Below are 21,528 nucleotides of genomic sequence, written 5' to 3' on the forward strand. Positions count from 1 at the left end.
TAAGAAATTTCTTCCGCTCTATGAGCCTTTAGACCTTTTTCAGCTCTCTGGCCCGCTTGTTTCAGCGGCTCCAGAAGGGTGTCATGCGCCCCATGCCTGTCGTGCAGGTGCATAACAAAAAGGAGGCGCAATGTACGCCGTGACTCATCTCCACCTCTCCCCGTGGGGCGGTTTTCCTATCGCTCACGCCGACGACCCGCAAAGGTCTGACTCTCTTTTTGCAGCCGCCCGAAACCCTCGGGGCGGACACAGGCAATCCCGGCAACCGACGCGCTGATCCAGCGGTGTCTGGCAGCAGGGGGTTAGCGGTGTACAATGCGCCGCGTTTTACCTGTGACCTCCTGCGCACCTGCGCAAACCTCAAGGCTATCCGCCTTGTTCACTCCGCCGCGTCACGAGCGTGTCGGGTTCGATTTCGTCACAGATAAAAACAAACAGGTGACGCATGACCGTTGTAAATACGCTGAACTCCTGGTGCCTGCGCTGGGGTTTGATCGGCGCTGCTTAAAGTCGCAACCGAGCAGCAACGTCTATTGAACATCATCAAACCTTGCGTGAGACCCTTTTCATGAGTGGACAAAACTCGCATTCAGGCGAGCTGAAACGCGGCCTGAAGAATCGTCATATTCAACTGATCGCCCTTGGTGGCGCGATTGGTACCGGCCTGTTCCTCGGCTCGGCCGGCGTACTGAAATCCGCTGGCCCGTCGATGATCCTCGGCTACGCCATCTGCGGCTTCATTGCCTTCATGATCATGCGCCAGCTCGGCGAAATGATCGTCGAAGAGCCGGTGGCCGGTTCCTTCAGCCACTTCGCGCACAAATACTGGGGCGGTTTCGCCGGTTTCCTGTCGGGCTGGAACTGCTGGATCCTGTACATTCTGGTGGGCATGTCGGAGCTGACCGCCGTCGGCAAATACATCCACTACTGGGCCCCGGACATCCCGACCTGGGTCTCGGCAGCCGGGTTTTTCGTGCTGATCAACCTCATTAACCTGGCCAACGTCAAAGTCTTCGGCGAGGCGGAGTTCTGGTTCGCGATCATCAAGGTCGTCGCGATCGTCGGCATGATTGCCCTGGGCAGCTATCTGCTGGTCAGCGGGCACGGCGGACCGGAAGCGTCGGTGGCCAACCTGTGGTCCCACGGTGGTTTCTTCCCGAACGGCGTCAGTGGTCTGGTGATGGCCATGGCGATCATCATGTTCAGCTTCGGCGGCCTGGAAATGCTCGGCTTCACCGCAGCAGAAGCGGACAAACCGAAAACCGTGATCCCGAAAGCGATCAACCAGGTGATCTACCGGATCCTGATTTTCTACATCGGCGCACTGGTCATCCTGCTGTCGCTGACGCCATGGGACAGCCTGCTGGCGACCCTGAACGCCTCCGGCGATTCCTACAGCGGCAGCCCGTTCGTGCAAGTGTTCTCGATGCTCGGCAGCAACACAGCCGCGCACATCCTCAACTTCGTGGTGCTGACCGCGGCGTTGTCGGTGTACAACAGCGGCACCTACTGCAACAGCCGCATGCTGTTGGGCATGGCCGAGCAGGGCGATGCGCCGAAAGCCCTGGCGAAGATCGACAAGCGCGGCGTGCCGGTGCGTTCGATCCTCGCTTCGGCGGCGGTGACGCTGATCGCGGTGCTGTTGAACTACCTGATCCCGCAAAACGCGCTGGAACTGTTGATGTCGCTGGTGGTGGCCACGTTGGTGATCAACTGGGCGATGATCAGCTATTCGCACTTCAAGTTCCGCCAGCACATGAACAAGACCAAGCAGTCGCCGCTGTTCAAGGCCCTGTGGTATCCGTACGGAAACTACATCTGCCTGGCGTTCGTGGTGTTCATCCTTGGCGTGATGCTGTTGATCCCGGGCATTCAGGTTTCGGTGTACGCGATTCCGGTGTGGGTCGTGTTCATGTGGATTTGCTACGGCATCAAGAACAAGCGCAGTGCTCAACAGGCGTTGCACGCGGCGAGCGCGAAGTAAGCGCAGCCTGCAGAAACAACAAACCCGGCCATGTGCCGGGTTTGTTGTTTCAAGGACTCACACAAAACCCTGTGGGAGCGGGCTTGCTCGCGAAGGCGGTGTGTCAGTCGACATCGACATCGCCTGAAACACCGCTTTCGCGAGCAAGCCCGCTCCCACATTGGATCTTCAGCATTACCGATATCTCATTCGCGGTATCCTGCGCACTCTGAATACGGACGCTTTTCCATGCTGGTGATTTCCAACAACGTGCATCTGCCGGATGCCGAGATCGAATTGACGGCCATCCGCGCCCAGGGCGCCGGTGGGCAGAACGTCAACAAGGTCTCCAGTGCCGTGCACCTGCGCTTCGACATTCCGGCCTCGTCTTTGCCCGAGTTCTACAAGGAGCGGCTGCTGGCGCTGCGTGACAGTCGCATCACCAGCGACGGTGTGTTGATCATCAAGGCCCAGCAATACCGCACGCAGGAGGCCAATCGCGCCGATGCGCTGGAGCGGCTGACCGAGTTGATCCTCAGCGCCACCAAGGTCGAAAAGAAACGCCGTCCGACCAAGCCGACCCTCGGCTCGAAGAAGCGTCGGCTCGAATCCAAGACCAAGCGCGGCAGCATCAAGGCCGGGCGCGGCAAGGTCGATTTCTAGCGGGCGTCTCGCTCTTCACGATACTTGGGCGCTTGCCTGTACAGGTAAATGCTCAGTGCCAAACCGCTCAAAGCGGCGATTGCGGCGAACAGGAAGATCGAAGCAAAACCAAATCCGGCGGCAATCGCGCCCGCCAACGGTCCGGTAATCCCCAGCGACAAATCGATGAACAGCGAATACGCGCCAACCGCAGCGCCACGGCTGGACGCTGGCACCAGATTGACCGCTTCCACGCCCAGTGCCGGGAACACCAGGGAAAAACCGAAACCGCTCAGCGCCGCGCCGGCCAAGGCCCAATGAGCATCCGGTGCCAGCCACAGCAGCAACAGCCCCAGGGTTTCCACCGACAGACAGGCAATCGCCACGCGAAAACCACCGAGACGGTTGATCAGGTTGCCGAACAACAGCCGCGCGCCGATGAAGCTTGCGCCAAACAGGCTCAGGCACAACACCGCGTTGTCCCAGTGTTGCGTGGCGTAATACAGGGTGATGAAGGTGGCGATGGTGCCGAAGCCGATCGAACCCAGCGCCAGGCCGCAACCGTGCGGCAGCACTCGACCGAGCACATGCATGAACGGCAATCGTTCCCCGGCCACGATGGGCGCAGCGGTTTTCGGCCAGGCCAGCGCCAGGCCCAGCACGGCCAGCAACACGATGCTCACGCCCATGCTCCACAAGCCCAACTGACTGACCAGCAACACGCCAAGCGGTGCGCCGACGGCCAGTGCGCCATAACTGGCGATGCCGTTCCATGAGATCACTTTGGCGGTATTCGCCGCGCCGACCCGGCCGATGCCCCAGCCGATCGAGCCCGAGCCCACCAGGCTTTCCGCGCTGCCGAGCACCAGGCGGCCGATCAGCAGGCTGATCAGGCTCAGCATCGGCAGGCTTTGGGTCAAGGCCGAAATCAGCATGAATACGCCGCTCAGGCCGCAACCGGCGAGGCCATACATGACCGCCAGTTTGCTGCCCTTGTTATCAATGATTTTCCCGGCGTATGGACGGCTGAGCAGGGTGGCCAGGTATTGCACGCTGATCACCAGGCCGGCGACTACGGCACCGAAACCCAGATCGCTGTGGACGTAGCCGGGCAATACGGCCAGGGGAATGCCGATGTTGAGGTAGCCGATAAAAGTGAACAGGACGATGGAAACGACTTGCAGCGTGACCGCCAGGGGGCGCTGGTTTTCAGACATGGGTAAAGGTCCACGGGAAAGCAGGATAGATAGGCTGCTTATGATAGCGGCGTGAGAGGCCGCGGGCGTGGAAAAGTAAAACTATTTGCCGGGTGGGGGCGAATCAGGGTTTGGCGGGGGCGACCAGTTGCGTCGTGACCAGAGCGGCCAGGGCATTTTCTTCGCTGCCGAAACGGGCGAGCAATGCGGCTTGTTTCTCGGGGGAGAGGCGATTCCAGATCTCGATCATCTTCTCGGCGGTGCCGATCAGAACGCTGGCCTGGGTCTCGCTAAAGTCATCGGTCATGGATAAGTGGCTCGGTTTCAGGCGGTGTGGAAAGCGCATGTTAGCGCTTTCCACACGGTCTGGTATTGCAGGTGTTTCAGTCTTCGCTGTCGGCCTGGCGGCGTTCAGTGGCTTCTTTCGGCTCGGGCTGTTGGGCGCCGGCTTGCTGCGTGGGTGTCTGCTCAGTTTCGTGCAGGCTTGGGAAGGGGAGATTAGGGATCTCGTGCATGTTTCGCGCTCCTCGCAAAGTCTGTTGATAGATCTGGTAGATCCGCGCTTTTACAAAGCCTGGGCAGGATACAGCAGGAGAAATGACAATCAGACTTTTATATCCAATTGTTACGACGGATGGGCTTGTCTAGACAGGTGTGTGTAGGAGCGAGCTTGCTCGCGATGGAGTATCAGTCGACACCCATGTGTCTGACACACCATCGCGAGCAGGCTCGCTTCTACAGGGGGGAATTACTTGCAGACTTTCGCGATGGCTTCGGCCAGCAGATCAAGACGCGTCGCATCAATCCCCGCCACGTTCGCCCGGCCGGTACCGACCATGTAAACGCTGTGATGATCACGCAACTGTTTAACCTGGTCAGGCGTCAATCCGGTGTAGGAAAACATCCCGCGTTGCACACCAATGTGCGCAAAGCGCTCGCGCAAACCATGGGGCTCCAGCGCCTCGACCAGGCCGCTGCGCAGTTGGGCGATATGCAAACGCATGGCCTCCACTTCGTCGGCCCAGAGGCTTTTCAGCTCCGGGTCGCCGAGGATCGTTGCCACGACGGCGGCGCCGTGATCCGGTGGCGTCGACCACAGGTTACGGGCGATATTGGCCAGTTGGCTGCGGATATCCACCAGTTTGTCAGCCGTCTTCGCGCAGACAATCAGCGCACCCGTGCGGTCGCGGTACAGGCCGAAGTTCTTCGAGCAGGAGCTGGTGATCAACACTTCCGGCAGTTCGGCAGCGAACAACCGGGTTGACCACGCATCCTGCTCCAGCCCGTCGCCGAAACCCTGATAGGCGAAGTCGATCAGCGGTACCAGATTGCGACTGCGCGCCACTTCCAGCACCCGGCGCCAGTCGTCATGGGACAGATCGAAACCGGTCGGGTTGTGGCAGCAAGCGTGCAGCAAAACCACATCGCCCTCAGGGGCTTCGTTGAGTGCTGCCAGCATCGCTTCAACATCGAGGCGGTTGTCGCTGCCGACATAAGGGTAGTGATTAACCTTGACCCCGGCCGTGGCGAAAATGGTTTCGTGAATCGGCCAGGTCGGGTTGCTCAGCAACACGCCACGGCCCGGCAGGCACTGGGCGATGAAGTCCGCGCTCAAGCGCAACGCACCGGTGCCGCCCGGCGTCTGGGTGGCACCGGCCCGTTGTTCGGCGATCAGCGCAGAATCGGCACCGAGCACCAACTCGTTGATGGCTTTGCCGAACGCCGGTTCGCCGTGACCGCCGATGTAGGTCTTGGTGGTCTGGCGATCCACCAGGCGCTGCTCCGCAATCTTCACGGCCTGGGGAATCGGCGTCAGGCCAAAGGCGTCTTTATAGACGCCCACGCCAAGGTCGAATTTGCGCGGGTTGGGGTCCTGCGCATAGGCCTCCATCAGGCCGAGAATCGGGTCGCCGGGTACTCGACCTATGGCGTCGAAATGCATTATTTGCGGCCCTCGGCGTCCTTGGCCACTTCGTCAGTGCGCGCGGCCATGATGAAATCGTTGCGGTGCAGGCCTTTGATGGAGTGGCTCCACCAGGTCACGGTGACTTTGCCCCATTCGGTCAGCAGGCCCGGGTGGTGACCTTCGGCCTCGGAGATTTCCCCGACAGCGTTGGTGAACGCCAGCGCGTGCTTGAAGTTCTTGAACAGGAAAACCTTTTCCAGCTGCATGACGCTGTCGCGGACTTCGATGTTCCAGTCCGGGATTTGCTTGATCAGTACCGGCAGCTCTTCGTCGCTGACCTGAGGGGCGTCGGCGCGGCAGGCTTCGCAATGGGCTTGGTTCAATGTGGACATGATGTGTTCCTGAATTCGAATGATTGGAAATCGGCCGTCAGTGCAACCACGCTAAACCAAAGCGTCGATTCCTGACAGGCTCACTTGATTCTAAAAGCTGCGGATCACGCGGCTTTCGGCGGAAATTTCGGTGCGTGCAAGCCCAGCTGCATGCCTTGCTTGACCATGCCCATGATGTCTTCGTGGGCGAGGTCGAACAGACGCTTGAGGTTCGGCAAGACGAAATACAACGGTTGCAGGATGTCGATGCGGTAAGGCGTGCGCATGCATTCCAGTGGGTCGAAGGCCTGATGCTCAGGTTCGCTTGACAGGCTGTAAACGGTTTCTTTCGGCGAGGAGAGAATACCGCCGCCGTAAATGCGCTGGCCTTCGGGGGTATCGACCAGGCCGAACTCGATGGTCATCCAGTACAAGCGCGCCAGGTACACGCGTTCTTCCTTGGAGGCCTTCAGGCCGAGTTTGCCGTAGGTGTGGGTGAATTCGGCGAACCAAGGGTTGGTCAGCAGCGGGCAGTGACCAAAGATCTCGTGGAAAATGTCCGGCTCTTGCAGGTAATCCAGCTCTTCGCGGGTACGAATAAACGTCGCCACCGGAAACTGCTTGTTGGCCAGTAATTCAAAGAAGGTCTGGAAAGGAATCAGTGCGGGTACTCGGGCAACCTGCCAGCCGGTGGTTTCACCGAGGACTTTGTTGATTTCGCCGAGTTGCGGAATGCGGTCGTGGGGCAGACCGAGTTTTTCGATACCGTCCAGGTATTCCTGGCACGCACGCCCTTCGATCACTTTCAGTTGGCGAGTGATCAGCGTGTTCCACACCGCGTGTTCTTCGGCGGGGTAGTCGATAAAACCTTGCGCATTGGGCTCGCGAGCCACGTACTGCGTCTGCTTCATGCTGCTCTCCTGCTAGGGGATTTCGTTCTTGTTATGTCCTGCTATGGACTTAGAAATACCTCAGGAATTGCGATGTTGCAGCACGTGTAAGCCGTCGCATGTAGGAAAATTCGTTGGTTTTCGTAAACTTTTCGTTACGGATTGGCGGCTGTGGCGCTGCGCATGAGTTTTTCGGGTTTGAAATGGCTTGCAGGTGTCACATAATCTTGACGACTATCTGAGGGCACCCAGAGAAAATTTCCCCTGTGGCCCTCGATTGATTGGTAAACCGCTGTAGGTAGGAGCCGGCTTGCCGGCGATAGCGTTCTCAAGGACGCCATCGCCGGCAAGCCGGCTCCTACAGGGAGCGATCCATCGCCTTAATTTACCTTTGGGCCTTATATGCGTATCAAAGTCCACTGCCAGAACCGCATCGGCATCCTGCGCGACATTCTCAATTTGCTGGTCGAGTACGGGATCAACGTCGCTCGCGGTGAAGTGGGTGGCGAGCATGGCAACGCGATCTACCTGCATTGCCCGAACCTGATCAATATTCAGTTCCAGGCGTTGCGTCCGAAATTCGAGTCAATTGCCGGGGTCTTTGGCGTCAAGCGTGTAGGCCTGATGCCGAGCGAGCGTCGGCACATGGAACTCAATGCTTTGCTCGGCGCCCTGGAATTTCCGGTGTTGTCGATCGACATGGGCGGCTCGATTGTCGCGGCTAACCGCGCGGCGGCGCAGTTGCTCGGCGTGCGTGTCGATGAGGTGCCGGGGATTCCCTTGTCGCGTTACGCCGAGGATTTCGATTTGCCGGAACTGGTGCGCGCCAACAAGTCGCGGATCAACGGGCTGCGAGTCAAGGTCAAGGGCGACGTGTTTCTGGCCGACATCGCGCCGCTGCAATCGGAGCATGACGACAGCGAGGCCATGGCCGGCGCGGTGCTGACGTTGCACCGTGCCGACCGGGTAGGGGAGCGCATTTACAACGTGCGCAAACAGGAACTGCGCGGGTTCGACAGCATCTTCCAAAGCTCGAAAGTGATGGCGGCGGTGGTGCGTGAAGCCCGGCGCATGGCGCCGCTGGATGCGCCGCTATTGATAGAAGGCGAAACCGGCACCGGCAAGGAACTGCTGGCACGCGCCTGCCACCTGGCGAGCCCTCGGGGGCAGTCGCCGCTGATGGCGCTCAATTGCGCCGGCCTGCCGGAGTCCATGGCCGAGACTGAACTGTTCGGCTACGGCCCCGGCGCGTTCGAAGGCGCCCGTGCCGAAGGCAAGCTCGGGCTGTTGGAGCTGACGGCGGGCGGTACGCTGTTTCTCGATGGCGTGGGGGAAATGAGCCCGCGCTTGCAGGTGAAATTACTCAGATTCCTGCAGGACGGATGCTTCCGTCGTGTAGGCAGTGATGAAGAGGTTTACCTCGATGTGCGAGTGATCTGTGCAACGCAGGTCGACCTGTCGGAATTGTGCGCTCGTGGCGAGTTTCGCCAGGATTTGTATCACCGTTTGAACGTGCTTTCGCTGCATATCCCGCCACTGCGCGAATGCCTGGATGGTTTGACGCCGCTGGTGGAGCACTTCCTTGATCAGGCCAGTCGGCAGATCGGTTGTGCGCTGCCGAAACTGGCGCCGGCGGCCATGGAGCGGCTCAGTCACTACCATTGGCCGGGCAACGTCCGGCAGTTGGAAAACGTGCTGTTCCAGGCGGTTTCGTTATGCGAGGGCGGGACGGTCAAGGCTGAACATATTCGCCTGCCGGATTATGGCGTGCGTCAGCCGCTTGGCGATTTTTCGCTTGAGGGTGGGCTGGATGAGATTGTCGGGCGTTTTGAAAAAGCCGTGCTTGAGCGTTTGTATTCGGAGCATCCGAGCAGTCGGCAACTGGGCAAGCGGTTGGGGGTTTCGCATACCACCATTGCCAATAAGTTGCGTGAGTATGAAGTCGGCAAGACTGAGTCCTAGCTGGCGTTTGCTGTGTTTGTTTTGGCCCCATCGCGAGCAGGGCTCGCTCCTACAGGGGATTGCATTCCAAATGTAGGAGCGAGCCCTGCTCGCGATAGCGGTATCCTGTTCAGCCTCAAGGTCAAGCCTTGCCACTTACCGGCATAACACCGCCGGTTTTTCGTCTTTGACACATTCCCCCATTTCCCCCTGAACGCCCCAAGTCCTTTGTTTGCCGGGCTCCGCGCCGCCAGAAAAAAGTTGGTCTGCAAATTGCTTATCGCTCAGCAGTACAGCGGTGGGCGGCAAACGTCCGGCATGCAGAGGAAAGAGTGTGGACAAGTACCTTTATGTGGCAATGACCGGCGCCAGCCAGAATGCACTGGCGCAGAAGGCTCATGCGAACAACCTGGCGAACATCTCCACCAACGGCTTCCAGAAAGACCTGGAGCAGGCGCGTTCGATGCCGGTGTTCGGTGACAGCTTTCCGGCGCGTGCGTTCGCGATGTCCGAACGTCCGGCCACCGACTTCTCCGCGGGCTCTCTGGTACAAACCGGTCGCGACCTCGACGTCGCGGTGCAGGGCAACGGCTGGATCGCGGTGCAGAACCCCGACGGCGGTGAAAGCTACGTGCGCACCGGCAGCCTGAACGTTGACGCTCTGGGCGTGTTGCGGGCCGGCAACGGCATGCCGGTGATGGGCAATGGCGGGCCGATTTCCGTGCCGCCCGAGCAGCAAATCGAAGTGGGTGAAGACGGCACCGTCAGCATTCGTGCGATGGGCGAAGGCCCTCGCGTGATGGCCGAAGTCGACCGCATCAAGCTGGTCAACCCGGACTTCAAGAACATGACCAAAGGCCTGGACGGTTCGATCCACACCAAGGATGGCAAGCCGGCGCAAGCCGATGCCAACGTCAAACTGGTGTCCGGGTTCCTGGAGTCGAGCAACGTCAATGCCGTGGAAGAGATGACTTCGGTACTGGCGCTGGCCAAGCAGTTCGAGCTGCACATCAAGATGATGAACACCGCCAAAGATGACGACCAGGCCATGGCTCGGGTCTTGCAGATCAGCTAATTATCAGAACGTCGCGCCGTAAAACAGGCGCACGAGGAGAATCGAATGCTTCCGGCTCTATGGGTTGCCAAAACAGGTCTGTCCGCCCAGGACACCAACCTGACGACCATTTCCAACAACCTGGCGAACGTGTCGACCACGGGTTTCAAACGTGACCGCGCCGAGTTCCAGGACCTGCTGTACCAGATCAAGCGCCAGCCAGGCGCCCAGTCGACCCAGGACAGCGAACTGCCGTCGGGTCTGCAATTGGGTACTGGTGTGCGCATTGTCGGCACCCAGAAAAACTTCAACGCCGGTAGCCTGCAAACTACCGAACAGCCGTTGGACATGGCCATCGACGGTCGCGGTTTCTTCCAGATCCTGCAACCGGACGGCACCACGTCCTACACCCGTGACGGTACGTTCCACCTCGACTCCAACGGTCAGATCGTCAACGCCAGCGGCTTCGCCCTGGAGCCGGCCATTGTCATTCCGAACGACGCGCAGACCTTCACGGTCGGTCGCGACGGCACCGTGTCCATCACCGTTGCCGGCAACCCGGCATCCCAGGTGATCGGCAACCTGCAAACCGCCGACTTCATCAACCCGGCCGGCCTGCAAGCGGTGGGTAACAACCTGTTCCTGGAAACCGCTGCCAGCGGTGCGCCGCAAGTCGGCACGCCAGGCCTGGCCGGTTTCGGCACCACGCTGCAGAACACCCTTGAAACTTCCAACGTCAGCACCGTTGAAGAGATGGTCAACATGATCACCACTCAGCGCGCCTACGAGATGAACTCCAAGGTGATCTCCACCGCCGACCAGATGCTCTCGTTCGTAACGCAGAATCTGTAATCAAGTCTATGAGGCGGTCATGAGGCCGCCTGCAACACCGTGAGGTAGGGTCATGAATCGCTTTGTATCTGTCCTGGCACTGAGTGGCGTCGCCGCGCTGGCGGGTTGCGTCGGTCCGACGCCCAAGCCCAATGACCCTTACTACGCCCCGGTGTTGCCGCGTACGCCATTGCCGGCTGCCGCGAACAACGGCTCGATCTACCAGGCCGGTTTCGAACAGAACCTGTACAGCGACCGCAAGGCGTTCCGGGTTGGTGACATCATCACCATCACCCTGAACGAAAAAACCCAGGCCAGTAAAAATGCCAACTCGCAAGTGGCCAAGAACAGCAAGGCCGGCATCGGCCTGACGTCGCTGTTCGGTGTGGTGCCCAACACTAACAGCCCATTCAGTGACAATGATCTGACACTGAATGCGAGTTACAGCGGCGACCGCGCGACCAAGGGCGACAGCAAGGCCGGGCAGGGCAACAGCCTGACCGGTTCGATCACCGTGACCGTCGCCGACGTCTTGCCCAACGGCATCATTGCCGTGCGCGGCGAGAAGTGGATGACGCTCAATACCGGTGATGAGCTGGTACGGATTGCCGGCCTGGTCCGGGCCGATGACATCGCGACCGACAACACGGTTTCGTCGACACGCATCGCCGATGCGCGCATCACCTATTCGGGCACCGGTTCGTTTGCCGATGCGAGTCAGCCAGGCTGGTTCGACCGTTTCTTCCTCAGCCCGCTGTTCCCTTTCTAGGTGGTCACGTTGAATTTCAAACACCTGATGGTGGCTGCGTTCCTGATGTCCGCAGCCTTTGGTGCTCAGGCCGAGCGGCTGAAGGATATCGCCAGTATTTCCGGCGTACGTTCCAACCAATTGATCGGCTACGGCCTGGTGGTCGGGCTTAACGGTACCGGCGACCAGACGACGCAGACGCCGTTCACCCTGCAAACCTTCAATAACATGCTCTCGCAGTTCGGCATCAAGGTGCCGGCGGGTTCCGGCAACGTGCAGTTGAAGAACGTCGCGGCGGTATCGATCAGTGCCGACTTGCCGGCCTTCGCCAAACCGGGTCAGCAGGTGGACATTACCGTGTCCTCCATCGGTAACTCCAAGAGCCTGCGTGGCGGCACCTTGCTGCTGACGCCGCTCAAGGGTATCGACGGCAACGTTTACGCGGTCGCCCAGGGCAACCTGGTCGTCGGCGGTTTTGATGCTGAAGGTCGCGACGGTTCGAAGATCACCGTCAACGTTCCGTCGGCTGGTCGCATCCCCGGTGGTGCGTCGGTCGAACGTTCGGTGCCGAGCGGTTTCAACCAGGGCAACAGCCTGACGTTGAATCTCAACCGTTCCGACTTCACTACCGCCAAGCGCATCGTCGACAAGATCAACGACATGCTCGGCCCTGGCGTTGCCCAGGCCATCGACGGCGGTTCGATTCGCGTCAGTGCGCCGCTGGATCCGAGCCAGCGCGTCGACTATCTGTCGATCATCGAGAACCTTGAAGTCGATCCGGGTCAGGCGGTGGCGAAAGTCATCATTAACTCCCGCACCGGCACCATCGTGATCGGCCAGAACGTCAAGGTGTCCCCGGCCGCCGTGACTCACGGCAGCCTGACCGTGACCATCACCGAAGACCCGATCGTCAGCCAGCCCGGCCCTCTGTCCAATGGTCAGACCGCTGTTGTGCCGCGCTCGCGGGTCAACGCCCAGCAGGAAGCCAAGCCGATGTTCAAGTTCGGCCCGGGCACCACCCTCGACGAGATCGTGCGTGCGGTGAACCAGGTCGGCGCGGCGCCAGGTGACTTGATGGCAATCCTTGAAGCACTGAAACAGGCCGGCGCATTGCAAGCCGACCTGATCGTGATCTGAGGCCGGCGACCATGGATATGCACAAGAGTGGTCTGGTCAGCAGCGCCGATTCGGGGTCCTATTCGGACCTCAATCGCCTGAACCAGCTCAAGGTCGGCGACAAGAACAGTGACGAAAACCTGCGCAAAGTGGCGCAGGAATTCGAGTCGCTGTTCCTCGGTGAAATGCTCAAGTCCATGCGCAAGGCGACCGACACGCTGGCTGAGGGCAATCCGCTCAACACGCCGGCGGCCAAACAGTACCAGGAAATGTACGACCAGCAGTTGGCCGTTTCCATGTCCCGCGAGGGCGGTGGTATTGGTCTGGCGGACGTGCTGATGCGCCAGATGTCGAAGAACAAACCATTGGCTCCGGGCGAAGCGGCAACGCTGTCGGCGGCCAAGCAGGAAGCGGCAAAAGCGGCGGCACAGACGCCGGTGGCGGCGGGCACGGTCGGGACTAACGGGCCGCTGTCGCGAGTCAATGGCCAGCGTCCGTTGTGGGCTTCGCGCTCGATCAGCGCTCCACAGGCGGCAGGCGAGGGCGCACATCGCAACGACATGGCGCTGATCAATCAGCGACTCCTGGCGTTGCCACCGAAACTGGCTGACCGCTTGCTGGCGGGCCTGGTGCCTTCGGCGACGACGACCGCCGCGACGCTCAATAACACTCGATTGGCAGAGCGCAACACGTCGACCGGTTCGGGGCCTTTGTTCAACGGTGACTGGCTGGCGACTGCGCAAGCGTCATCGAGCACGGGTTTGCAGATTCATGGTCGTGCCATCGCTCAGATACCGTTGGCACCGGCGAAAAAAGCCTTCAGTTCTGCCGACCAGTTCGTCAACACCATGTTGCCGATGGCCAAGGAAGCCGCCGAGCGCATCGGTGTCGATCCGCGTTACCTGGTGGCCCAAGCAGCGCTGGAAACCGGCTGGGGCAAATCGGTCATGCGCGCACAGGATGGCAGCAGCAGCCACAACCTGTTCGGCATCAAGGCCAGCAGCAGCTGGAAGGGCGATTCGGCGCGCGCGATCACCAGCGAATTCAGAAATGGCGCGATGGTCAAGGAGACGGCCGAGTTCCGTTCCTATGACTCTTACAAGGACAGCTTCCATGACCTTGTGACTTTGTTGCAAACCAACAATCGCTATCAAGATGTCGTGAAGTCGGCCGATAACCCAGAACAGTTTGTACGCGAGTTGCAAAAGGCCGGTTACGCAACCGACCCGGACTACGCGAGCAAGATTTCGCAGATAGCCAAGCAGATGACGAGTTACCAGAACTACGCTGCGGCGGGCGTTTCCACCACGCCTTTATAGGCACAAGGATTAAGGTCGAACCATGAGTTTGCTCAATATCGGGATGTCGGGTCTGGCCGCTGGCCAATCCTCGTTGATGACCACCGGCAACAACATTGCCAACGTCGACACCGCCGGGTACTCGCGCCAGCAAACAGTGCAGGGCACCAAGGCCTCGCAGCAGTTCGGCAATGTCTACATCGGCACCGGCACGACCCTGGCCGATGTGCGTCGCGTGTACAACAGCTACCTCGATGCGCAGTTGCAGACCACCACCTCGCTCAACAGCGATTCGGCCGCCTACCTGAATCAGGTCACGCCGCTGGACAAATTGCTCTCCGACACCAGTACCGGCCTGAACGGCGCACTGACCAAGTTTTTTGCCTCGGTGCAGAACGTCAACGCCAAGCCGGGTGACGACGCGTCCCGCCAGTTGCTGCTCAGCGATTCTCAGGCCTTGAGCAACCGTTTCAACTCGATCTCCGCGCAGTTGACCCAGCAGAATGCCAATATCAACGGCAACCTGACGAACATGGCAGATCAGGTCAACAAGCTGGCCGCTACTGTGGCGCAGTTGAACCAGAAGATCTCCGAGGTTTCCAGCACCGGCGGCATGCCGAACGATCTGCTCGATGCCCGTAACGAAACCGTGCGCCAACTGTCGACCTTCACCGGTGCGCAAGTGGTGGAGCGTGAAGGCAGCCTCGACATTTACCTGGGCAGCGGTCAGCCGCTGGTCATTGGCAACACGTCCAGCAAACTTGAGGCGGTGCCAAGCAAAGAAGATCCGGGCCGTCTGGCGCTGCAGCTCAATCGCGGTTCGAGCACCATCGACATCACGTCGATCATGACCGGCGGCGAAATCGGCGGCCTGCTGCGTTATCGCAGCACCGTGCTGGACCCGGCCATGAATGAGCTGGGCCGTGTGGCGCTTGTTGTTGCCGATCAGATGAACAGCCTTCAGGCCCAGGGCATCGACAAGAACGGTGCCTTCGGTTCGAACCTGTTCACCAACATCAATTCGGCCAAGCTGGTCTCGGAGCGCAGCGTCGCCAGCACGAGCAACTTGGGCGCCGGCAACTTCGATGTGAGCATCAAGGACACTGGCAAGCTGACCATCAATGATTACAAGGTCACGTTTACCACCGCTACCGATTACACCGTTCAGCGCCTGCCGGACAACACGTCCATGGGCAGCTTCAGCACTGCACCGCCGGTAACCGCTCCGGTCTTTGACGGTATTGAGCTGAAGTTCAACGCGGCTTCTGCCACGGCGGGCGACACCTTCAGGATCACCCCGACCCGCGATGCTGCGGCGAACATCAAGACCGAGATGACCGACTCCAAGCGTCTGGCCATCGCGGCACCGCTGGGCGCGGCTATTGCGGCGAGCGGCAGTGGCAGCGGCACCCTGACGATCCCGGCCAGCGGTCAACCGACCCTGACCACCAAGTTCGACATCTACGACGCGGCGACCGCCACCGCGATGCAGAACGGCTTGAAAAACTCCACGCCGACCAAGGTGGTATTTGGTGCGGTGTCCGCCGACGGCACGAGCCAGACCTACCAGTTCCTGGACGCCAATGGCGGTTTGATCAGCGGCGGCACCATCAAGCCAGGTGAGAGCAACACCCTGAACCTGAGCATTCCGCTCAAGGATGCGACGGGTGCGCCGATCCCGCCAGCGCCTGCCACTCAGTACACCGCGACCTTCAGCATGACCTTCGCCGGCGCCCCGAGCAACGGCGCGGCAATCAACGTTTCGCTCACTCAGCCGGGCAGCCTGGACAACCGTAATGGCACCGCTCTGGCTGGCTTGCAGACCGCGCAAACCGTGGACACCGGTTCGGCCAGCAAAGGCATTTCCCTGAACGACGCTTACGGCAAACTGGTCGAGGGCGTGGGTTCCAAGGCTGCACAGGGCAAGCTCGACAACGCGGCGACCGGCGCCATCCTGGCGAATGCCAAGGGTGCACGCGACTCGCTCTCGGGTGTCGACCTCGATGAGGAAACCGGCAACCTGGTCAAGTATCAGCAGTACTACACCGCGTCTTCGCAGATCATCAAGGCTGCGCAGGCTATCTTCAGCACACTGATCAACAGTCTTTAAGGAGTCGTAGCCCATGCGCATTTCTACCGCCCAGTTTTACGAGTCCTCGGCTGCCAACTATCAGAAAAACTTCGCCAACGTGGTCAAGAGCAGCGAAGAGGCGAGCAGCCTGGTTCGCGTCAACACCGCCGCGGATGATCCGGTCGGTGCCTCGCGCCTGCTGCAATTGGGTCAGCAGGCTTCGATGCTCGATCAGTTCTCGAACAACATGACGACGATCAAAGCCACGCTTGGCCAGACTGAAGCCGTCATGACCAGTATCGGCAACGTGCTGCAGCGCGCCAAGGAACTGGCCCTGGGTGCCGGCAACGCCGGTTATACCGATGCCGACCGCCAGGCCAACGCTTCGGAACTCAGCCAGATCGAAGAACAGCTGTTGAGCCTGATGAACACCAAGGACGAAAACGGCAAATACATTTTTGCCGGTTCCAAGGGCGATACCGTTCCGTTCACGCGCAATTCCGACGGCACCTACAGCTATAACGGCGATCAGGTCACGCTGGACCTGCCGATTGGCGATACCCAGTCGATGGCTACCAACAGCACCGGTTGGGCTGTGTTCCAGCAAGCCATCAATACCAGTCGCACACAGTCCACCATGACCTCGCCGACGGCAGCCGTTGATGGTGGTCGTGTGGTGCTTTCCAATGGTCAGGTAGGTTCCGATGTGACCTACAACGCCAAGTTCCGCGCTGGCGAGCCTTACACCGTGAATTTCCTCAGCCCTACGCAACTGGAAATCCGGGATTCACTGGGTAATGACGTCACGTCCGAAGCCTCTGGCAATGGCGTGTTCAGCGCCACTGGCGGTGCGGCCACGCAGACGATCAATTTCCGTGGCGTTGACCTGAAGTTGAACATCAACATGAAGTCCGGTGATGTTCCTGCGACCGTGTTTCCGGCGCCTCCGTCCCCCAATGCCTACAGCTTCACCCTGGCGGCCAAGCCGGACAGCTTCAATGCGACCCGTGCTCCGGGCAACGTGTCTAGCGAAGTGATCACCAATACGAGTATCACCAACAGTGCCGCCTACCACGCCAGCTTTCCGGAAGGCGAGGCTGTTCTCAAGTTCACCAGCCCAACGGCTTTCGACTTGTATGCCGCACCTCTGACCGCTAACAGCAAGCCGGTTTCCAGTGGCGTTCTGGCGGGCAACGTCGCCACCGCATCGGGTGTCGCTTTTACGCTGAGCGGCGCACCGGCGCCATCGATGCTTGCCGGCGATCAGTTCTCTGTCACCGTCAACACCCATCAGACGCAGAACATTCTGGATACCGTCAGCCAGCTGAAAACTGCGCTGTCGACGCCAACCAACAACGATCCGCTGGCCATTCAGAAGCTCAACGCGGCCATTGGTTCGGGCATCGGCAACCTGGCCAGTGGCATGGACCAGTTGACCTCCGGCATCAGTTCCGTGGGTGGGCGCGGTGCGTCGCTGACGACTCAGACCGATATCAACCAGAGCCTGGTGCTGGCCAACACGCAGACCCAGGGGGCGATCCGTGATTCGGACCCGGCCACGGTGATGACCCGCCTGACCTTGCAGCAAACCATGCTGCAGGCGTCGCAACTGGCGTTCAGCAAAATCGCTCAGTTGGGGCTGTTCAACAAAGTCTGAGTCAAGGCCTTCGCGCTGTTGGCGCGCAGGTTGAGGCACCGAGTGCAAACCGTCTTTTTTCAGCGGTTCAGGGCTGCTCCACTCGTTCCAGAGTGAGCGCCCGCCGCTCGCGAGTTCCCCCGCCGTGAAACCAGCTCCTCTTGTCAGTATTGCCATTCCCGCCTACAACCCGCTGTACTTTCAGGCTGCGCTGCAAAGTGCTCTGAATCAGACCTATGCGTCGCTTGAAGTGATCGTGTGTGACGACAGCGACAGCGACGAAATCCATGAGCTGGTCCAGGCCTGCACGGTGCCGCAAACAGTAACATTGCGCTATGTGCGCAATGAGCAACGCCTGGGGTTTCAGGGGAATCTGATGGCCTGCGCCGAGCTGGCAACCGGGGAGTACCTCAAGCTTCTCTGTGATGACGATCAGTTGCTGCCTGAGAGTATTGCCCGTCAGGTGCAGGGCTTCATTGACCATGACGACGTGAATCTGGTGGTTGCTCAGCGTCAGTATTGCGACGGCGATTACCTGCTGCTTCCGGAGCGTCTGGAGAACTCCAGCTTTGCCTCCGGAGATACGCTGTTCAAGGGTGAAGACTTGCTGGATGTGCTGGAAAGCACGGCCGTCAACTTTCTCAGCAATCTGAGTGGCGCACTGATGCGTACTCATCAGGTGCTGGAGTATCTGCCCGCATTGACCCAGATCGGCGAAGGGTTTGTCGCCCGTCTCGATTTCGCCTTGTTCGTCTGCCTGTTGCGTCGTGGCAATCTGGCGGTCATGGGGCAGGTGCTCAGCTTTGAACGCTTGCACCCGGCGCGCTTGAGCAATCAATTGGAGGTCCAGCAAGCCGTGGCGGTCGAGCTTGGCTGGCTGACTCAGATGCTGGCGGTGCGCAGTGGCGAGCCGGCCCCTGCGCCGGGGCATGTTCGCTATATCGATCTGGCCAGCGCCGCCCTTGGTGAGCCGTATGCCTGGGATGAAATGGCGCTGAGCCGTTCTCTGGGCTTTTCCGCGACCTTGATACGTTCGCGGGTGGGTGAAAACTGCGACAGCTTCGCTGATGTGTACCAGCAATGGCTGGCCTGTCGCACCTTGAACCCGGCCCAGCAGCGCCTGTTGCCCACGCGCCTTGCGTCGTGGGCATGGCAGCCGCGAATTGTGCCGGTGGTGATTGATGCCGACGCGGATGAAGCGGCACTCGGTGTCACACTGGAGAGCATCGAAGGGCAGGTCTATGCCGCCGAAACGGTGTTGGTGCTCTCCGGTGAAAATCGTGCCGGCGCCCTTGCTGGCAACGTGATTCGTGTGACCTTGCAAGGTGACGGGCTTGAGCAGCTCAATGGCCTGCTGATGCAGGCGGACAGTGCGGACTGGTTCTATCTTCTGCGGGCCGGTGATCGCCTGAATGAACTGGCCTTGCTGCTATTGGCCGAGCGGATGGTCGAGAGTGCCGACGCGCTGTGTATCTATACCGATGAAGGCGGTTTGCGCAATGACCTGTCGGTCGAGCCGATCTTCAAGTCCGATTTCAATCTGGACCTGTTGCGCAGTTATCCCTATATCGGTCGGTCACTGGCCATTCAGCGTCAGGGCTTTGTGGCCGCTGGCGGTTTCAACCCGGACTTCGCTGAACTCGGTCCTCATGACCTGGTCTGGCGTCTCGTCGAAAACCACGGCGCACATGTTGTGGAGCATGTCGCCCAAGTGCTGGTCGAGTCCTCGTTCGGCTTGTCGCAATGGCTCGCTCTGCCGCAGGTTATCGAACAAAACTCCCGCGTGCTGACCGCGCACCTTGATCGCATCGGCGTTGCACACGAAGTTCGCGAAGGCAGCGTGCCGCTGATCAATCGAATTGACTACCACCATGGCGTTCAGCCGCTGGTGTCCATTGTTGTGGTGATGCGGGACCGGCTCGGCCCGCTTCAGCGCTGCATCGAGAGTGTGCTGGAGCATACGGCGTATGCTCACTACGAATTGTTGATCGTGGACAACGCAAGCACCTCGAGCGAGGCGCAGGACTGGCTGGCCGCCATGTCACAAATGGGTGGCGAAAAATTGCGCGTGCTGCACTGCGATTACGCCGATAACCCGGCTGCGGCGCAGAACTTCGCTGTTGCTCAGGTTCGCGGCGAGTATGTGCTGTTGCTCAGTCCCGACAGCCTGATCGTCAACCGCGACTGGCTTGACGAACTGCTGAATCAAGGCTTGCGTCCGGAAGTGGGCGTCGTGGGTGGCCGAATGGTCAGCCCCAAGGGGCGCATTGAAGGTTCGGCCCTGGTGCTGGGGATGCGCGGCCCTGTCGGCGTGCCTTGGCGCGGGGAAGTGATGACTGCCTCGGGGTATATGCAGCGCCAGCAGGCGGTGCAGAATTTGAGCGCTGTGAGCACCGAGTGCATGCTGGTCCGCAAGCAGGTGTTCGATGAGCTTCAGGGGTTTGACGAGCAAGTCTTTTCCCACAGGCTCGGCGGCCCTGACTTCTGTCTGCGTGTCAGGCAGAAGGGGTATCTGGTTGTCTGGACGCCGTATGCCGAGTCGGTCCACGTGGCGGCCGAGACGGAGAGCGGGCCCGTGGTGTCAACGCTGGTGGCTGAGCACAAGGCGTTTTATCAGCGCTGGCTGCCGATCATCGCCAGAGATCCGGCGTACAACGTCAACCTGAGCCTCAACACCAATAATTTCAGTCTTGAGCCTGGTTTCAAGAACGATTGGAATCCGTTCGCCCGTCACATGCTGCCACGGGTTCTGGCAATCCCGATCAACGAGACCGCTGTCGGGCATTACCGTGTCACCCAGCCATTTCTCGAGCTGGAGGCTGCGGGGCAAGTGCTCGGTAATCTTTCGTTCCATACGCCTTCGGACATTGAGCTGGAACGTCAGTCGCCCGACGTCATCATTCTGCAAGGGCGCTACAGCGAAAGCGCGGTGAATGAAGTGGAGCGGGTCAGGAACAGTTCGCGAGCCTTCCGGATCTTCGAGCTTGATGACTATGTCATCGATGTGCCGAAGAAAAATGCTCACGTGCGCAAGGCCATCGTTGGCGTTGAACAGATCGTGCGGCGTGCGATCGGGTTGTGTGATCGTGTGGTGGTGTCGACTCAGCCGCTGGCCGATGCTCTCAAAGGCATGCATGACGATATTCGTGTGGTGCCGAACATGCTCGCTCCGCATCTGTGGACCGGCCTGAGCAGTCAGCGACGTACGTCACGCAAACCGAGGGTAGGCTGGGGTGGTGGGACCAGTCACGATGGGGATCTGGCGATCATTGCCGAGGTCGTTCGTCTGCTGGCGGATGAAGTGGAATGGGTGTTCTTCGGCATGTGCCCGCCGGCACTCAAGCCTTTCGTGCATGAATTCCATCCCGCCGTTGGGCTGCAGGCTTACCCCGCGAAACTCGCGAGCCTGAACCTTGATCTGGCATTGGCGCCGTTGGAATTTCACATCTTCAACGACTGCAAGAGCAACTTGCGCCTGCTGGAATATGGCGCGTGCGGGTACCCGGTGATCTGCACCGACACTGAGGCTTATCGGGGTTATCTGCCTTGTACCAAGGTGGTGAGCAACAGTACCGAGGAATGGCTTGAGGCGATTCGTATGCACCTCGATGACCCGGACGCGAGTTACCGCATGGGTGACGCGTTGCGCGAGGAAGTGCTGCGCGACTATATGCTGCGGGGCAACAACCTGAATTACTGGGCCGAGGGTTGGTTGCCGAACTGACCTTTGTGATTGGGGGCATATCCGTTATTGGGGTAATGGCGGCTATTGGTTTCGCCCTTACGGCGAGTCACTTGGAAAAGCGCCAAGTAACCAAGCGCTTTTGCCCCTTTCGTTCGGTGCCTCGCTCCGGTCCTGCTCCGT

17 protein-coding genes are annotated in these 21,528 nt (G+C 59.9%); 11 read left to right on the forward strand and 6 right to left on the reverse strand.

Features of this window, described 5'->3' with window-relative positions:
• The first annotated feature begins 568 nt into the window (after nucleotides 1-568).
• Together PMI32_RS12285 and arfB are read left to right on the forward strand one after the other, a co-directional pair.
• Nucleotides 569-1,984 carry an amino acid permease gene (locus tag PMI32_RS12285; RefSeq protein ID WP_008030467.1) on the forward strand — a complete coding sequence of 472 codons (1,416 nt, stop codon included), beginning with the start codon at nucleotides 569-571 and terminating at the stop codon, nucleotides 1,982-1,984.
• Between the two features lie 228 nt (nucleotides 1,985-2,212).
• Nucleotides 2,213-2,626 carry an alternative ribosome rescue aminoacyl-tRNA hydrolase ArfB gene (gene arfB, locus PMI32_RS12280; RefSeq protein ID WP_003222786.1) on the forward strand — a complete coding sequence of 138 codons (414 nt, stop codon included), beginning with the start codon at nucleotides 2,213-2,215 and terminating at the stop codon, nucleotides 2,624-2,626.
• Here arfB and PMI32_RS12275 read toward each other — a convergent pair.
• The 6 genes from PMI32_RS12275 to phhA all read right to left on the reverse strand — a co-directional run bounded on the left by PMI32_RS12275 (nucleotide 2,623) and on the right by phhA (nucleotide 6,989).
• Nucleotides 2,623-3,822, reverse strand: a complete 1,200-nt coding sequence (locus PMI32_RS12275) for an MFS transporter (RefSeq protein WP_008030470.1) — start codon at nucleotides 3,820-3,822, stop codon at nucleotides 2,623-2,625. The two genes, arfB and PMI32_RS12275, sit on opposite strands and share 4 nt — an antisense overlap.
• A gap of 103 nt (nucleotides 3,823-3,925) precedes the next feature.
• Entirely contained in the window at nucleotides 3,926-4,108 is a 183-nt protein-coding gene (locus PMI32_RS12270; protein WP_008030471.1) for a hypothetical protein, read from the reverse strand.
• A gap of 76 nt (nucleotides 4,109-4,184) precedes the next feature.
• On the reverse strand, nucleotides 4,185-4,316 hold the full coding sequence (locus PMI32_RS30885; RefSeq protein WP_008030474.1) for a hypothetical protein: 132 nt from the start codon (nucleotides 4,314-4,316) through the stop codon (nucleotides 4,185-4,187).
• Nucleotides 4,317-4,549: 233 nt separating this feature from the next.
• Nucleotides 4,550-5,743 (reverse strand): amino acid aminotransferase, encoded by a 1,194-nt coding sequence (locus tag PMI32_RS12265; RefSeq protein WP_008030476.1) that lies wholly within the window; start codon nucleotides 5,741-5,743, stop codon nucleotides 4,550-4,552.
• A complete protein-coding gene (locus tag PMI32_RS12260) occupies nucleotides 5,743-6,099 on the reverse strand; it encodes a 4a-hydroxytetrahydrobiopterin dehydratase (protein WP_008030478.1) in 357 nt (118 codons plus the stop codon). The genes PMI32_RS12265 and PMI32_RS12260 overlap by 1 nt, the downstream gene beginning before the upstream one ends.
• Nucleotides 6,100-6,203: 104 nt before the next feature.
• Nucleotides 6,204-6,989, reverse strand: coding sequence for a phenylalanine 4-monooxygenase (gene phhA / locus PMI32_RS12255; RefSeq protein ID WP_008030480.1), 786 nt, complete (start codon nucleotides 6,987-6,989; stop codon nucleotides 6,204-6,206).
• A gap of 381 nt (nucleotides 6,990-7,370) precedes the next feature.
• Between phhA and PMI32_RS12250 the strand changes: the two genes are divergently transcribed.
• The 9 genes from PMI32_RS12250 (at nucleotide 7,371) to PMI32_RS12210 (ending at nucleotide 21,387) form a co-directional block, all read left to right on the forward strand.
• On the forward strand, nucleotides 7,371-8,930 hold the full coding sequence (locus PMI32_RS12250; RefSeq protein ID WP_008030481.1) for a sigma-54-dependent phenylalanine hydroxylase transcriptional regulator PhhR: 1,560 nt from the start codon (nucleotides 7,371-7,373) through the stop codon (nucleotides 8,928-8,930).
• Nucleotides 8,931-9,243: 313 nt separating this feature from the next.
• A complete protein-coding gene (locus PMI32_RS12245) occupies nucleotides 9,244-9,984 on the forward strand; it encodes a flagellar basal body rod protein FlgF (RefSeq protein WP_008030482.1) in 741 nt (246 codons plus the stop codon).
• 45 nt (nucleotides 9,985-10,029) lie between these two features.
• On the forward strand, nucleotides 10,030-10,815 hold the full coding sequence (gene flgG / locus PMI32_RS12240; RefSeq protein WP_008030483.1) for a flagellar basal-body rod protein FlgG: 786 nt from the start codon (nucleotides 10,030-10,032) through the stop codon (nucleotides 10,813-10,815).
• Nucleotides 10,816-10,867: 52 nt separating this feature from the next.
• Nucleotides 10,868-11,563: a flagellar basal body L-ring protein FlgH gene (gene flgH, locus PMI32_RS12235; RefSeq protein ID WP_008030484.1), complete on the forward strand. Its 696-nt coding sequence runs from the start codon at nucleotides 10,868-10,870 to the stop codon at nucleotides 11,561-11,563.
• 27 nt (nucleotides 11,564-11,590) lie between these two features.
• Nucleotides 11,591-12,679, forward strand: coding sequence for a flagellar basal body P-ring protein FlgI (locus tag PMI32_RS12230; RefSeq protein ID WP_050550358.1), 1,089 nt, complete (start codon nucleotides 11,591-11,593; stop codon nucleotides 12,677-12,679).
• An 11-nt stretch (nucleotides 12,680-12,690) separates the two neighbouring features.
• Nucleotides 12,691-13,977 carry a flagellar assembly peptidoglycan hydrolase FlgJ gene (gene flgJ / locus PMI32_RS12225; protein WP_008030486.1) on the forward strand — a complete coding sequence of 429 codons (1,287 nt, stop codon included), beginning with the start codon at nucleotides 12,691-12,693 and terminating at the stop codon, nucleotides 13,975-13,977.
• Between the two features lie 22 nt (nucleotides 13,978-13,999).
• A complete protein-coding gene (gene flgK / locus PMI32_RS12220; protein WP_008030487.1) occupies nucleotides 14,000-16,066 on the forward strand; it encodes a flagellar hook-associated protein FlgK in 2,067 nt (688 codons plus the stop codon).
• A 13-nt stretch (nucleotides 16,067-16,079) separates the two neighbouring features.
• Nucleotides 16,080-17,684, forward strand: coding sequence for a flagellar hook-associated protein 3 (locus PMI32_RS12215; RefSeq protein ID WP_008030488.1), 1,605 nt, complete (start codon nucleotides 16,080-16,082; stop codon nucleotides 17,682-17,684).
• 124 nt (nucleotides 17,685-17,808) lie between these two features.
• Entirely contained in the window at nucleotides 17,809-21,387 is a 3,579-nt protein-coding gene (locus PMI32_RS12210) for a glycosyltransferase (protein ID WP_008030489.1), read from the forward strand.
• Nucleotides 21,388-21,528: the final 141 nt, after the last annotated feature.

The sequence above is a fragment of the Pseudomonas sp. GM60 genome (assembly GCF_000282415.1).
In the GTDB taxonomy this organism is placed as follows: Bacteria; Pseudomonadota; Gammaproteobacteria; order Pseudomonadales; family Pseudomonadaceae; genus Aquipseudomonas; species Aquipseudomonas migulae.